The 13,905-nt window shown below is 72.9% G+C and carries 14 protein-coding genes and 1 tRNA gene; 6 read left to right on the top strand and 9 right to left on the bottom strand.

Going from position 1 to position 13,905, the window contains the following annotated elements; all coding sequences use genetic code 11:
• Positions 1-51 precede the first annotated feature (51 nt).
• The 7 genes from HLB15_RS03205 to HLB15_RS03175 all read right to left on the bottom strand — a co-directional run bounded on the left by HLB15_RS03205 (position 52) and on the right by HLB15_RS03175 (position 4,266).
• A complete protein-coding gene (locus tag HLB15_RS03205; protein ID WP_171103626.1) occupies positions 52-606 on the bottom strand; it encodes a peptidase associated/transthyretin-like domain-containing protein in 555 nt (184 codons plus the stop codon).
• On the bottom strand, positions 597-1,229 hold the full coding sequence (locus tag HLB15_RS03200; protein ID WP_171103624.1) for an RNA polymerase sigma factor: 633 nt from the start codon (positions 1,227-1,229) through the stop codon (positions 597-599). Before HLB15_RS03200 ends, HLB15_RS03205 begins: the two co-directional genes overlap by 10 nt.
• 278 nt (positions 1,230-1,507) lie before the next feature.
• Complete coding sequence (gene rplA, locus HLB15_RS03195; RefSeq protein WP_171103622.1) at positions 1,508-2,224, bottom strand: 50S ribosomal protein L1; 717 nt, start codon at positions 2,222-2,224, stop codon at positions 1,508-1,510.
• Positions 2,225-2,303: 79 nt separating this feature from the next.
• Positions 2,304-2,735, bottom strand: coding sequence for a 50S ribosomal protein L11 (gene rplK / locus HLB15_RS03190; RefSeq protein ID WP_171103620.1), 432 nt, complete (start codon positions 2,733-2,735; stop codon positions 2,304-2,306).
• 71 nt (positions 2,736-2,806) lie between these two features.
• Positions 2,807-3,595 carry a transcription termination/antitermination protein NusG gene (gene nusG / locus HLB15_RS03185; protein WP_171103617.1) on the bottom strand — a complete coding sequence of 263 codons (789 nt, stop codon included), beginning with the start codon at positions 3,593-3,595 and terminating at the stop codon, positions 2,807-2,809.
• Between the two features lie 247 nt (positions 3,596-3,842).
• Positions 3,843-4,088 (bottom strand): preprotein translocase subunit SecE, encoded by a 246-nt coding sequence (gene secE / locus HLB15_RS03180; protein ID WP_171103615.1) that lies wholly within the window; start codon positions 4,086-4,088, stop codon positions 3,843-3,845.
• A gap of 102 nt (positions 4,089-4,190) precedes the next feature.
• Positions 4,191-4,266, bottom strand: a tRNA-Trp gene (locus HLB15_RS03175).
• Between the two features lie 230 nt (positions 4,267-4,496).
• Between HLB15_RS03175 and HLB15_RS03170 the strand changes: the two genes are divergently transcribed.
• The 4 genes from HLB15_RS03170 to HLB15_RS03155 are packed head-to-tail and all read left to right on the top strand — an operon-like array spanning position 4,497 to position 8,242.
• Positions 4,497-5,495 (top strand): ABC transporter ATP-binding protein, encoded by a 999-nt coding sequence (locus tag HLB15_RS03170; protein ID WP_171103613.1) that lies wholly within the window; start codon positions 4,497-4,499, stop codon positions 5,493-5,495.
• A complete protein-coding gene (locus HLB15_RS03165) occupies positions 5,495-6,376 on the top strand; it encodes an ABC transporter permease (RefSeq protein ID WP_171103611.1) in 882 nt (293 codons plus the stop codon). The genes HLB15_RS03170 and HLB15_RS03165 overlap by 1 nt, the downstream gene beginning before the upstream one ends.
• Positions 6,366-7,634, top strand: a complete 1,269-nt coding sequence (locus HLB15_RS24435) for a sensor histidine kinase (RefSeq protein WP_171103609.1) — start codon at positions 6,366-6,368, stop codon at positions 7,632-7,634. Before HLB15_RS03165 ends, HLB15_RS24435 begins: the two co-directional genes overlap by 11 nt.
• On the top strand, positions 7,631-8,242 hold the full coding sequence (locus HLB15_RS03155) for a response regulator (RefSeq protein ID WP_171103608.1): 612 nt from the start codon (positions 7,631-7,633) through the stop codon (positions 8,240-8,242). Before HLB15_RS24435 ends, HLB15_RS03155 begins: the two co-directional genes overlap by 4 nt.
• Positions 8,243-8,264: 22 nt before the next feature.
• Here HLB15_RS03155 and HLB15_RS03150 read toward each other — a convergent pair whose 3' ends face one another.
• Positions 8,265-10,181 (bottom strand): protein kinase domain-containing protein, encoded by a 1,917-nt coding sequence (locus HLB15_RS03150; RefSeq protein WP_171103606.1) that lies wholly within the window; start codon positions 10,179-10,181, stop codon positions 8,265-8,267.
• Between the two features lie 182 nt (positions 10,182-10,363).
• Here HLB15_RS03150 and HLB15_RS03145 point away from each other — a divergent pair, with 182 nt between their 5' ends.
• Complete coding sequence (locus HLB15_RS03145; protein WP_171103604.1) at positions 10,364-11,437, top strand: adenosine deaminase; 1,074 nt, start codon at positions 10,364-10,366, stop codon at positions 11,435-11,437.
• Between the two features lie 131 nt (positions 11,438-11,568).
• Positions 11,569-12,684 (top strand): L,D-transpeptidase family protein, encoded by a 1,116-nt coding sequence (locus tag HLB15_RS03140; protein WP_249359863.1) that lies wholly within the window; start codon positions 11,569-11,571, stop codon positions 12,682-12,684.
• A 37-nt stretch (positions 12,685-12,721) separates the two neighbouring features.
• On the opposite strand, the gene HLB15_RS03135 is transcribed toward HLB15_RS03140, so the two are convergent.
• Positions 12,722-13,876, bottom strand: a complete 1,155-nt coding sequence (locus tag HLB15_RS03135) for a UDP-N-acetylmuramate dehydrogenase (RefSeq protein WP_229785723.1) — start codon at positions 13,874-13,876, stop codon at positions 12,722-12,724.
• Between the last annotated feature and the right edge of the window lie 29 nt (positions 13,877-13,905).

Below are 13,905 nucleotides of genomic sequence, written 5' to 3'. Positions count from 1 at the left end.
ACCCCGTGTGGCTGGGCCTGACGTGCTACTGACTGTTGTCCGGCTCCGTGCTCAGAGCTCGATGACCGGCGTGCTCACCGCCCCGGCACCGCCGTCGGTCCGGCGGACCACCAGGCTCGCCCGCCCGCGGTCGACCGCTTCGAAGGCGAAGCGCCCGTCCTCGTCCGAGGCGACCGTCACGACGTCGGCGCCCGGACGGTGCAGCTCGACCGACAGGCCCGCGGCGGGTGCCGCCCAGCCGTCGATCCGGACCTTGCCGCCCGGTGCGGGCGACAGGCTGATCATCACGGTCAGCGAGTCGTGCGTGAAGGTGATGGTCTTCGCCTCGGTGGGCGCGGTGTCGTCGGCACGTGCGGCGGCGGCCCCCCGGACACCGGCCAGCGGCGTGTCGAGGTAGACCGCCTCCATCATCTCGGCCTCCAGGCCGGCCAGCGTGATCGCGAAGAGCGAGCGCTCGACGAGGTCGTCCGGCACGGGGTCGGCCGACTCCACCAGGCGTGCGAGGCGGGTCAGCACGGCGCCGTCCCCGGCGTCGAGCACGCCCTTGGGATCGAACGAGAGGTGCCCCACGGCCTCGTCGTCGTTACGTTCCGGCGTCAGGTCCACGAGAAGTCCCCCTGCTCGTCGAGGATGGTGCGCAGCTTCGCCAAGCAGCGGCCACGGGTCGAGCCGATGGAACCCATCGGCATGCCGATCGCCGCCGAGATGTACCGGTAGTCCGGCCGGTCGGCGAGCGACACCAGGCGCAGCAGCTCTTGGCAGCGCCTGGGAAGTTGCTGGAGCGACGACCACAGGATGCGGTCGCGCTCGTCGCTCAGCACCTGCGCGTCGGGCAGCGGATCCTTCGCGGGGAGCGACGTCGGGTGCTCAGGACTGTCGTCCGGGAGCTCGGTGCGGCGCTTCTCGTCGTCGCGGTGCTTGCGCACCGCCTCCCACGCGGCCCGCTTCGCCGTCACCAGCAGCCACTTGAGCACGGCCTTCGGTTCGGCGATGGTCTCCGCGTGCCGGACGAGCGCCACCCAGGTGCTCTGGACGACGTCCTCGGCGGCGTCGTGCTCGACCCCCTGGGCACGCACCGTGTGCCACAGCAGCGGCGTCGCCTCACGGACCAGCTCACCGAGTGCCTGGTGGTTGCCGTTGCGGTACTCGGTCAGCGCGATCGCAGCACGATCGCCGAGCGTGAGACCGGACCCGTCGACGTCGGGCAGGGCCTCCCTTGATCCTGTCATTGCACCACGGGATTCTCTGCTGGCGGATGTTTCCACATCCGGTAGCGGACGTGGAGTACGTGGACCAGCCGAGTCTACGACCGACGCAGTGGGTCCGGGGAGGTCAAAGACAGTGCCCACCGGGCACTCCTCCTTCCCTCGACCGATGACGTGGGCAGGACGCCGCACATCAGACAAGAGGGACGAGGGCCCCGCTAGATACATCGAACTGAGAACCAATCAAGAAGGCCCGCACCCCCGAGGGGGTGCGGGCCTTCTCAGGTCCTGGTGGGCTCGGCTCAGGCCGAGAGCTCCTCCACGATCTTGGTGGTCTTGCTCTGGTCCAGCGGGATGCCGGGGCCCATCGTCGTGGTCATGGTCGCCTTGCTGATGTAGCGACCCTTCGCCGACGACGGCTTGAGGCGCAGGACCTCTTCGAGCGCGGCCGCGTAGTTCTCCAGCAGCTGGGCCTCCGAGAAGGAGGACTTGCCGATGATGAAGTGCAGGTTCGCGTGCTTGTCGACGCGGAACTCGATCTTGCCGCCCTTGATGTCGGACACGGCCTTGGTGACGTCCATGGTCACGGTGCCGGTCTTCGGGTTCGGCATGAGGCCGCGGGGGCCCAGCACCTTACCGAGGCGACCGACCTTGCCCATGAGGTCCGGCGTGGCGACGGCCGCGTCGAAGTCCGTGTAGCCGCCGGCGACCTTCTCGATCAGCTCGTCGCCACCGACCTCGTCGGCACCGGCCGCGCGGGCCTCCTCCGCCTTGGCGGCGTTGGCGAACACGATGACCTTGGCGGTCTTGCCCGTGCCGTTCGGCAGGTTGACCGTGCCGCGGACCATCTGGTCCGCCTTGCGCGGGTCCACGCTCAGGCGGAACGCGACCTCGACGGTGGCGTCGTACTTGACCGTGGCGGTCTCCTTGGCGAGGCGGATGGCCTCGAGCGGCGAGTACAGCGTGGTGCTGTCGATCTTCTCCGCGGCGGCGAGATACGCCTTGCTGCGCTTTGCCATGTTTCTCTCCTTGTGGTCGTAGCGGGCCGTGCGGCCCTGCCACTGTGGTGGTTCGGTCCGGGACGTGAGCCCCGGGAGATCACTCCGAGACGGTGATGCCCATCGAGCGGGCGGTGCCCGCGATGATCAGCGAGGCCGCCTCGATGTCGTTCGCGTTGAGGTCGGGCATCTTGGTCGTGGCGATCTCGCGGACCTGGTCCTTCGTGATCGAGGCGACCTTGACGGTGTGCGGGGTCGCGGAGCCCTTGGCCACACCGGCGGCCTTCTTGATGAGCTCGGCGGCCGGCGGGGTCTTCGTGATGAAGGTGAACGAGCGGTCCTCGTACACCGTGATCTCGACCGGCACGACGTTGCCGCGCTGCGACTCGGTCGCCGCGTTGTACGCCTTGCAGAACTCCATGATGTTCACGCCGTGCTGACCCAGCGCGGGGCCGATCGGCGGGGCCGGCGTCGCCGCACCGGCCTGGATCTGGAGCTTGATGAGGCCGGCGACCTTCTTCTTCGGGGGCATGCTTGTCTACCTTCTGGTCGGGTGGGCCGACGCCGTGGGCGATGACCCGGTTGCACTGCGGGGGTACGGGCTCAGATCTTGGCGACCTGGTTGAACCCCAGCTCGACCGGGGTCTCCCGGCCGAAGATGGACACGAGGACCTTGAGCTTCTGGGCCTCGACGTTGATCTCGGAGATCGAGGCGGGCAGCGTGTCGAACGGACCGTCCGTGACGGTGACCGACTCGCCGACCTCGAAGTCCACGTGGACCGGCGCCTTGCCCGGCGTCGCGGCCGCCGCGGCGCCCGCGGCCGGCTGACCGCCCTGCGCCTGCTGCGGCAGCATCGACGGCGCGAGCATCGAGTAGATCTCGTCGAAGCTCAGCGGCACCGGCTGGTGCGTGTGCCCGACGAAGCCGGTGACGCCCGGCGTGTGCCGGACGGCGCCCCACGACTCGTCGGTCAGGTCCATGCGCACGAGGACGTAACCGGGGATGCGGACCCGGTTCACGATCTTCTTCTGCGCGTTCTTGATCTCGGTGACCTCTTCCATCGGAACCTCGACCTGGAAGATGTAGTCCTCCATGTTCAGGCTCTGGATGCGGTTCTCGAGATTGGTCTTCACACGCTTCTCGTAGCCGGCGTACGAGTGGATGACGTACCAGTCGCCCGGCTGGCTGCGGAGCGTGCGCTTGAACTCCTCGACCTCGTCCACGATGACGTCGCCGTCGGCGTCGGAAGGACGCTCCTCGGCGGGCTCGGCGGGAGTCTCGGCGTCCGCAGGCACGTCAGCGTTCTCGGCGTCCAGGGGCGCGTCGACGGCCGCCTCGTCGCCCTCGGGCGTCGAGACGTTCTCCGTCTGGTCCAGAGAGTCCTGGGACACGAACGAACCTGCTTTCTCTTCGTGCGCCGGGGCTGCGCCCGGCACGGGTGTGCGTACCTCTACGAGCTGTATCCGCTCATTGTCGCGCGAAACCTCCGCGGAGGAACAATCGGCGACAGGCGAGAACGATCACAGCGAGATACTGCGCAGCGTGCCCCATGGCCGGGCTCGACGCACCCCGGCGGGTTCGGGGTCGGTGCCCCGGGGCCGGGACGGCCGCCGCTGCGACCGCCGTGGTGAGGCCTCGTCAGCCGAAGACCCAGCCCGCCAGCATGCCGAAGGCGTAGTCCAGGGCGACCACGAAGATCATGACCACGATCAGGAAGACCAGGACCACGGTCGTGTAGGTCATGAGCTCGGAGCGCGTGGGCGCGACGACCTTCTTGAGCTCGCCCACGACCTGGCGCACGAACAGTGCGATGCGGGCGAAGATGTTGCCGCCGCCCTTGCTCGGACGCTCCGCGGCGCTCTGGATCACCTCGGTGTCGCTCACTGCTACCCCACTCCTGTGGCCCGGCGCGCCCGGGCGGCGCGGACTGGCTTTCAGGGTCCACTCACGTGGGCCCGCTGCGCGCGGCCCCGCTGGGGTTCACGCTGGCAGGGTAGACAGGACTCGAACCTGCAACCTGCGGTTTTGGAGACCGCTGCGCTACCAATTGCGCCACTACCCTTTGTGCTCGATGCGGCGCCGTCGCGCGCCCCTACGGCGCGCCACAACAGGTGGGCATCGATCACCGAGGGATAACTGTACGGTACCCACGCCCGTAGGTCGAACTCGTCACGGTGCACGCGCCACGCGCACGTCCGCGCCCGCGCCGGGCAGCTGTCCACCGAACGGACGACACCGGGTGCGACCGAACGGGCGTCCCGCCGGGCCGCGCGCGCAGGCGATGCTCACGGTATGCAGAACAGCAGGCGGGACAGCAGGCAGGGCAGCGGGCGAAGCAGCGGACAGCCCTCGGAGACCGCCGCCGTCCGGGTGCGCGGTCTCCGCAAGCGCTACGGCGCGCCGCGGACCGGGTACAAGGACGCCGTCGCCGGCCTCGACCTCGACGTCGCGCACGGGGAGATCGTCGCGGTCCTGGGGCCGAACGGCGCGGGCAAGACCACCACCGTGGAGATCCTCGAGGGCTTCCGCGACCGGGACGGCGGCGAGGTCGCCGTGCTCGGCGAGGACCCGCGGCGGGCGGGCCGCGGCTGGCGGGCGCGCATCGGCGTCGTCATGCAGGACTCGCGGGACATGAGCGAGCTCACGGTGCTGGAGAAGGTGCGTGCCACCGCCGCCGCCTACCCCGACCCGCGGGACGCCGAGGAGGTCGTCGCGGCCGTCGGCCTCGAGCAGAAGGCCCGGGCCAGGACGCGGGGGCTCTCGGGTGGGCAGCGACGTCGGCTCGACGTCGCGCTGGGGATCGTGGGCAGGCCGGAGCTCCTGTTCCTCGACGAGCCCACCACCGGGTTCGACCCGCAGGCCCGGCGGTCCTTCTGGGACCTGGTGACGAGCCTGCGGGACGACGGCACGACCATCCTGCTGACCACCCACTACCTCGACGAGGCGGCGCAGCTCGCGGACCGTGTGGTCGTGGTGCGCGACGGCGTCGTGGTCGCCGAGGGCACGCCCGGGACGCTCGGCGGCCCGGAGGCACGGACGCCGGTGGTGACCTGGGAGCAGGACGGCGTGCGCCGCAGCGAGCGCACCGACCGGCCGACCGCGCTCGTCGCCCGCCTGATCGCGGCGGCGGGACCGGACGGCGAGGTGCCCGGTCTGACCGTGACCCGGCCGACGCTCGAGGACGTCTACCTGTCGCTCATCGGGGAGTCGGAGGACGACGGCACGGGGCCTCGCACGGACCAGGACGACGACACCGCGGGCGGCGCGCCGGCGGGGACGGAGGCGGCGTGATGAGCACGGCGACGAACAGCCCGGCGACGGGGACCGCTGCCGCGGCCCGCGGGCGCACGCCCGCACGGCGCCTGCCCGGAACCCTCTGGCTCGGCCTGGTGCGCGGCGGTGTGGAGCTGCGCGAGTACGTGCGCGAGCGCGACTCGATCATCTTCGGCTTCGCCTACCCGATCGTCATGCTCGCGATCTTCGCCACCGTGTTCGGCGACGACGACCCGATCGCCGTGGACGGCACGAGCGTGAGCTTCGCGCAGTACTTCCTGCCGGGCATGGTCGCGACCGGCATCATGCTCTCGACGTACCAGACGCTCGCGATCTCGATCGCCGTCGAGCGTGACGACGGCAGCCTCAAGCGCCTGCGCGCGACGCCGCTCCCGCCGGCGTCGTACTTCCTCGGCAAGGTCGTCCTGTCCCTGACCACGGTCCTCGTGCAGACGGCGCTCCTGCTCGCCGTCGCCGCGCTGCTCTTCGACGTCCCCCTGCCCGACGACCCGGCCCGGTGGGCGACGTTCGCGTGGGTGTTCGTGCTGGGCACCGCGACGGGCGCGGTGTGCGGGGTCGCCTACTCGTCGGTCCCGCGGTCGGGCCGGTCGGCGAGCGCCGTCGTGGTGACACCGCTGCTGGTGCTGCAGTTCACGTCGGGCGTGTTCTTCTCCGTCAGCCAGCTCCCCGACTGGATGATCGACCTGTCGTCGCTGTTCCCCCTCAAGTGGATCGCGCAGGGGATGCGGTCGGTGTTCCTGCCGGACGCGTTCGCCGTCGCGGAGCCGTCCGGTGCCTGGCAGGCGGGGACGACGGCTGCTGTACTGGCGGTATGGCTGATCGTCGCGCTCGTGGTGGGCACAAGGACGTTCCGGTGGCGGCGGCACGATGACGGCTGAGCCGGCGCCGGAGGACGGCCCGCCGGAGAGCGCGGTCGACCGCCTGTACTCCGGCTGGGGGCAGCAGGTGCGGTGGTGGCACGCCGCGTTCGGCGTGATCGTCGCGCTGACGCTCGTGGCCGTGGTGCAGGACGGGACGCGTGGCACCCCGCTGCTGGTCACGGTCGTCGCGATGGCGGCGATCGTGCTCGCGTACGTGGTGTGGGGCGCGCGGGCGGCGCTGACGCGGGAGCAGGGGCGGGCGCTCGCCTACCTCGTGGTCCTGGTGGCGGGGACGGCCGTGACGGTGGCGCAGGTGGGGCCGGCGTCCCTACTGCTGTTCATCGCGTTCGCGCAGGTGTGGATGCTGCTGGAGACGATCCGGCGGGGCGTGGTGGGCTGCCTGGTGCTGGCGGCGGCCGTGACCGTGGGGATCGGCGCGCGGGCGGGGTTCACGGCGGAGGTGCTGCGCGACCTCGTGCCGGAGATGCTCGTGACGCTGGTGTTCGCGATCGGGCTGGGGCTGTGGTTCCACGTGTCGATGCAGCGCGCGGAGGAGCACTCGCGGCTGCTCGACGAGCTGCGCGCCGCGCAGGCGGAGCTGGCGCGGTCGAACCACGAGTCGGGGGTGCTGGCGGAGCGGGCGCGGCTGGCCCGGGAGATCCACGACACGCTGGCGCAGGGGTTCACGAGCGTCGTGATGCAGGCGCAGGCGGCGTCGGCGGCGCTGGAGGTGGGTGACGAGGCGGCTGCCCGCGACCGGCTGCACGTCATGGAGGACACGGCCCGGGCGAACCTGGCGGAGGCGCGGGCGCTGGTCGCGGCGTTCACGCCCGTCGCGCTGCAGGACGCTCCCCTGCCGCAGGCGCTGGGCCGCCTCGCGGACCTGTTCGCGCACGAGGCCGAGCTGGTCGTGGACTACCGGGCCGACGGTGTCGGGCCGCTGCCCGCCCCGATCGAGGTGGTGCTGCTGCGCGCGGCGCAGGAGGCGCTGGCGAACGTGCGCAGGCACGCCAGGGCGCGGACGGTCACGGTGCGCCTGTCGCGGGACGGCGACGAGGTGGTCCTCGTGGTGACCGACGACGGGCAGGGCATCGCTCCGGGCGTGCCGGACGGGTTCGGCCTGTCGGGCATGCGCGACAGGGTGCGCTCCGTGGGTGGCAGGCTCGCCGTCGGGCCAGGACCGGGCGGCGGGACGACGCTGTGCGCCCGGGTGCCGGTGGAGGCGTCGCCGGAGGGCGCGGCGGACGAGGTGCGTGGACAGGAGGTGGCCGAGTGATCCGGGTGCTGGTGGTGGACGACCATCCGGTGGTGCGGTCGGGGCTGGCGGGCATGCTCAGCGTCGAGGACGACCTCGACGTCGTGGGCGAGGCGGGCGACGGCCAGGAGGCCGTGGCCCTGGCACGCGCGCTGGGGCCCGACGTCGTGCTCATGGACCTGCGCATGCCCGTGCTCGACGGGGTGGCCGCTACGGCGCAGATCGTCGGGACCGGGCCGCGGGTGGTCGTGCTGACCACCTATGACACGGACGGCGACATCCTGCGCGCCGTCGAGGCGGGCGCGACCGGGTACCTGCTCAAGGACACGCCGCGGGCCGAGCTGGTCTCGGGCGTCCGGGCGGCGGCCCGGGGCGAGACGGTGCTCGCCCCGAGCGTGGCCACGCGACTGGTGAGCTCCGTCCGGACGACGGCGGAGCGGCCCTCGGCCCGCGAGGCCGAGGTGCTCGCGCTCGTGGCGCTGGGGCGGTCCAACGCCCAGATCGGGCGCGAGCTGTCCATCACCGAAGCCACGGTCAAGACCCACCTGATCAGGGCTTTCGCCAAGCTGGGTGTGGCCGACCGGACGGCGGCGGTCACGGTCGCCCGCGAGCGCGGCTGGATCGGCTGACCACGTCGGCGGAGCGCTGCGGCTACCGCCCGGTGGTTCCCGACGTGCCCCCGTCGGTGCCGCCCTCGGCCTGCCCCTCGCCGGTCGGATCCGTCGAGGGCTGGGTCGGCGCGCTCGGCTCGTTCGTCGGCTCCTCGGTCTCGCCGCCGGTCGGCTCGCCCGTCGGCTCGACCGGTTCGGTCGGCTCGTTGGACGGTTCACCGGTGGGCTGGTTCGACGGCGTCGGCGTGGGGCTCGGCGTGGGCGTGGGCGTGGGGGTCGGTGTCGGCGTCGGCGTGTAGACCGGCGGCGGCGGCACGTACTCCTCCGTCTGCGTGGGAGTCGGCGTCGGGGTCGGGGACGGCGTGCGCGACGGGGTCACGCTCGGCGTCGCGCTCGGCGTCACCGCCGGCGTGCCGCCGTCGTCGAACATCGACGCGATGACCAGGCCCGCGCCGCCGAGCACGAGGATCGCGAAGACGAGGATCGTGACCACGCGGCCGCGGCCCGTGGTCATCTTCTGCCAGAAGGTCTTCGGCTCCTCCGGGGCCACGGGGGGCGGCGCGACCGGGGGCGGTCCGGCGACGGCCGTGGGGGCCGCCCCGACCGCTCCTGCGGCGGCGCCCGCCGCGGCACCGGCGCCGACGGCGCCGATCAGGGTCGTCCGGTCCGACCCCTCGGGCACCTGGCCGAGCTTCATCGTGCCCGAGCCGGCCACGCCCCCGAGCGGGTCGATGACCTCGGTACCCCCGGCGCCGACGCCCAGCTGCATGGTCTCGCCGCTGGTGCCGAAGCGCCCCGCCGGGCCGCCGAGCAGGACCGTCACGGTCTCCCGCATGGAGTCCGCCGTCGGGAACCGCCGGTTCGGGTCCTTCGCCATCGCGCGCGAGACGAGACGGTCGACGGAGGCGGGCACCGCGGCACGCCGCGCCGACGCCGCGGGCACGGGCGCGTTGATGTGCGCCCGCAGGACGTCCTCGGGCTGGGCACGCTCGTAGGGCGCGTGCCCCGTCAGCGCGTAGTACGCGAGCGCGCCGACGGCGTAGATGTCGCTGCGGGCGTCGAGCGGCCTGCCGCGCGCCTGCTCGGGCGACATGCCGATGACGGAGCCCGCGACGGTCTCGCCGTCGCTCTCCCCCGCGGGCCGCGTCAGGCCGAGGTCGATCAGGCCGACGCCGTACGTGCCGTCGGGACGCTTCTCCACCATGACGTTGCGCGGCGCGACGTCCCGGTGCACCAGGCCCGCCTCGTGCACGGCGGCGAGCGCCTCGAGCAGGCCGCCGATGATCTCCAGCGCGTCACGCCAGGGCAGGCCGGTGTCGCCCGCGAGGTCCGAGAGGGAGATGCCGGGCATGCGGTTCATGACCGTCCACGGGACGTTCGCACCCGCGACGTCCTCCTCGCCCGAGTCGAGCACCTTGACGACGCCCGGGTGGTCCACGCGGGACGAGGCCTCGAGCTCGCGGCGCAGCGAGGTGCGCGCGTTCTCGTCGTCGACGAGGTGCGGGTGCAGGACCTTGACGACGAGCGGCTGGTCCGGCTCGGCGTCCGTCTGCGCCGCCGCCTCGTCCTCGTCCGTGCCGGGGGACGGCATCTCCTGCGTCGCGTCGGCGTCGGCGGGATCGTCGGCCGCTGCCTCGTCGGCGCTCGTCGTGTCGCCCGCGGCGGCCTCGGTGCCGCTCGTGTCGCCGTCCGCCTGCGCGTCCGTCGCCGTGCCCTGCGCGTCCTCGCCGTCCGGCGCCGTCTCGCCCGTGGTGGCGGCCGACTCCTCGTCCGCCTCCGTACCGTCGGCGGCGTCGCCGTCGCCCTGCGCCGGGGCCGGCTGCGCGAGGCGCTGTGCCTCGTAGACGGTGAACGTGGCGCCGGTACCGAGCACGTCGACCAGCTCGTACCTGCCGCCGAGGACGACGTGGACGGGGAGGTCTGCCGCGTCGGCCTCGCCCGTGATCTCTTCGTTCACTTGTTCACCGGTGTCTGTCGCAGGTCGGGCAAATAGGTCATCTCGGCAATCTGGGGCATGGCGCTTCTCAGGATATCTAGCGGACCTCGGGCGCACCAACGCAGACTCACGAGATTGTGTGAGGAGTGCGGAGTATCACGATCGCGGCTGCCACCGGTCCGTCGCGCTGCCAGACTACGCAGATGCGCGACCTCGCACTCCTCCCCAAGGCGCACCTCCACCTCCACTTCACCGGATCCATGCGGGTGCCGACCCTCGTCGACATGGCCGCCGCCTACGGAGTGCGGCTGCCCGAGGCCCTGGTCGACAACGACCCCTTGCGCCTGCCCGCCACGGAACGCGGCTGGTTCCGCTTCCAACGTCTCTACGACGCCGCGCGCGCCTGCGTCCGGTCCGAGGCGGACATGCGCCGCCTCGTCGACGAGGCGGCGCAGGACGACGCCGCCGAGGGCTCCCGGCGGCTCGAGATCCAGGTGGACCCGACGTCGTACGCGCCGTTCGTCGGCGGCATCACCCCCGCCGTCGAGATCGTCATCGACGCGGCGCGGCAGGCCAGCGCCGCGCACGGCATCGAGGTGGCCGTGATCATCGCGGCGTCGCGCATGAAGCACCCGCTCGACGCCCGGACGCTCGCCCGGCTGGCCGCCCGGCACGCCGGCGACGGCGTCGGCGGCGTCGTCGGTTTCGGTCTCTCCAACGACGAGCGCCGCGGGGACACCGCGCAGTTCGCCCGCGCCTTCGAGATCGCCCGGCGGGCCGGCCTGGCGGCCGTGCCGCACGGCGGCGAGCTGCTGGGTCCCGACCACGTGACCGAGGTGGTCCGCGCGCTGTCGCCCGACCGCATCGGGCACGGCGTGCGCGCGGCCGAGGACGAGCGGGTGCTGGCGGACCTCGTGGAGCGCGACATAGCCTTGGAGGTGAACCCCGGGTCGAACATCGGCCTGGGCGTGTACGCGGAGGCGGCCGAGGTGCCGCTCCGCACCCTGGTGGACGCGGGCGCGACGGTGGCGCTCGGTGCGGACGACCCGCTCCTGTTCGGCTCCCGGCTGGTGGACCAGTACGAGATCGCCCGGACGGCGCACGGGTTCACCGACGCCGAGCTGGCCGCCCTGGCGGCGTCGTCCATCCGGGCGAGCCGGGCGTCGGAGAGCACCAAGGCGCGCCTCCTCACCGAGGTCGACGCATGGTTGCGGTCCCCCGACCCCGCCGACGTGGCGGCCATGGCCCCCGAACGGGGCACGGTCACGATTGGGTGACGAAACGTCTCCCCAACCATCCTGAGCGGCCGCGCGTCGGTTAGAGATACAGGACCACTCACGAGCCGACGACCTCGGCTCGTGGTGCGGCACCGCGCCACCCCAGAGGGTGCGGTCGAGGAGGAGTCACGATGCGGGTCATGCAGCGGGTCATGCGGGTTCGGCACACAGGCACGGACCGGACAGCGGCGGAGCAGGCACGAGCAGGGCAGGGACGGACGGCGCGGGTCGAGGTGCGCGGCGCGGCGCCCACGGGCGCCCGGGTGCTCGGCGCGCTCGGCGCGGTGGTGCTCACCGCCGGGTTCCTGACGGCGTGCGGCGACGGCGAGGAACCGTCGGACGCCGAGGGGACCGGCTCGTCGGCACCCACCACGTCGGCACCCGCGCAGAGCGCACCGGCGGAGAGCCCGTCCGCGAGCCCCTCGGACAACCCCTCGGCGGAACCCGAGGCGACACCGAGCGCCACCCCCTCGGACGACGCGGGCCAGGACGGGCAGGACGGCGACGCCGGGTCCGACGAGCCGGGCGACGACGCGACGGGCGGCGGTCCCGGCCAGGGCGACGAGCAGGGCGACGAGCAGGGCGGCACGGAGGACGGCGAGAACGGCGGCCGGGGCGACGGCAAGGACGAGGAGCCGGAGGAGCCCGACCACCTCGCCTACGGCACGTCGGGCGAGCGGGTGAGCGCCCTGCAGGAGCGGCTCCAGGACCTGGGCTACTTCATCACGTCCGTCGACGGCTCGTTCGGCAGCGAGACGCAGCAGGCCGTGTTCGCGCTGCAGAAGGCAGGCGGCCTGTACCGGGACGGCGTCGTGGGCGCCCGCACCGAGGGCGCCGCCGAGGACGGCGTGGTGCCGCGCGCACGGACGTCGTCGGGCAAGGCGATCGAGATCGACATCGACCGGCAGCTCGTGCTCGCGGTCGAGGACGGCCGGGTCGTGCGGATCATCAACGCGTCCTCGGGCAACGGGGAGACCTACGAGGCGCGCGGCAACCGGTACACGGCCTACACCCCGCGCGGCTCGTTCGCGGTGTACCGACAGGTGAACGGCATGCACTCGTCGACGCTCGAGCTCGGCGACATGTGGCGGCCGCTGTTCTTCACGGGCGGCATCGCGCTGCACGGGTCGGCGTCGGTGCCCGCGTTCCCGGCGTCGCACGGGTGCGTGCGCGTGTCGAACAGCGCCATGGACTGGGTCCGCGACTCCTGGGGCGCCACGACGGGCACCCCGGTCGTCGTCTACTGACGAGCACGGCCGCCCGGGCGGACGCCCGGGCGGCCGGTCAGAGCGAGACGCCCACCAGCACGGTCTCCGGGACGAGGGTGACGCCGAACCGGTCGCGCACCCCGTCCCGGACCGCCCGGGCCAGCGCCACGACGTCCTCGGCCCTGGCGCCTCCGCGGTTCGTCATCGCGAGGGTGTGCTTGGTCGACAGCCGGGCCGGGCTCTGCTCGCCCGCCAGGCCGAACCCCTTCGCGAAGCCCGCGCGCTCGATGAGCCAGGCCGCGCTCGTCTTCACGTAGGCCGGGTCCACGGCACCGAGGCTCGGGCCCGTGGTCGTCTCCGGCGTCGAGGACCGCACGGGGTAGCGCGGGGCGTCCGCGGGCAGGTGCTCGAGGTGCTCCACCGGGATCACGGGGTTGGTGAAGAAGGAGCCCGAGTTCCAGCGGTCGTGGTCCGGCCCGCCGCCGAGCTCCGGGCTGTCGAGCAGCATCCCCTTGCCGCCACGCAGGCCGAGCACCGTGTCGCGCACGTCCTGCATCGGGGCGCGCTGCCCCACCTCGACGCCGAGGCGCCGGGCGAGCTCCGCGTAGCCGACGGGCGCCGACAGGGTGCCGAGCCGGAACTGCAGCTGCACGCTCAGCACGACGTACCGCGGCGACGGGTACCAGGGGGCGAGCGGGTCACCCTCCCGGCCCTCGCTGTGCATGGACCGCTTGAGCAGCGAGGTGCGGTACCCGAAGGCCAGCTCCCCGACGGCGAAGGTCCGCACCCGGCGCTCGGCGCGGTCCCAGGTGCGCACGAGCGAGACGACGCCCGACAGCTCCTGGCCGTAGGCGCCGATGTTCTGCACCGGGGCGGCACCGACGGTGCCGGGGATGCCCGACAGCGACTCGACGCCGACCCAGCCCTCGTCGACGGCACGCGCCACGAGCTCGTCCCAGTTCTGCCCGGCCGGGGCGGAGACCACGGCCCCGCCGCAGGTGTCCTCCGACTCGACGGTGATCCCGGAGCGCACGTCGCGCACGACGACGCCGCCGAACCCCTCGTCGGCCACCAGCAGGTTCGAGCCGCCGCCCACGACGAGCAGCGGCACGCCGTCGTCGTCGGCCGTGCTGACGGCCTCGATCAGGGCCGCCTCGTCCTCGGCCTCGACGTACGAGGCGGCCGGCCCGCCCACTCGGAGCGTGGTGAGGTCGGCGAGGCTGGGGGCCACCGCTTGCGCCTGAACGGTGTCTGCCGGGT

Origin of the sequence: Promicromonospora citrea (assembly GCF_013004695.1) — a bacterium.
GTDB lineage: Bacteria > Actinomycetota > Actinomycetes > Actinomycetales > Cellulomonadaceae > Promicromonospora > Promicromonospora citrea.
The sequence above is the reverse complement of the archived record's forward strand: the minus strand, read 5'-3'. Positions and strand labels throughout refer to the sequence as shown.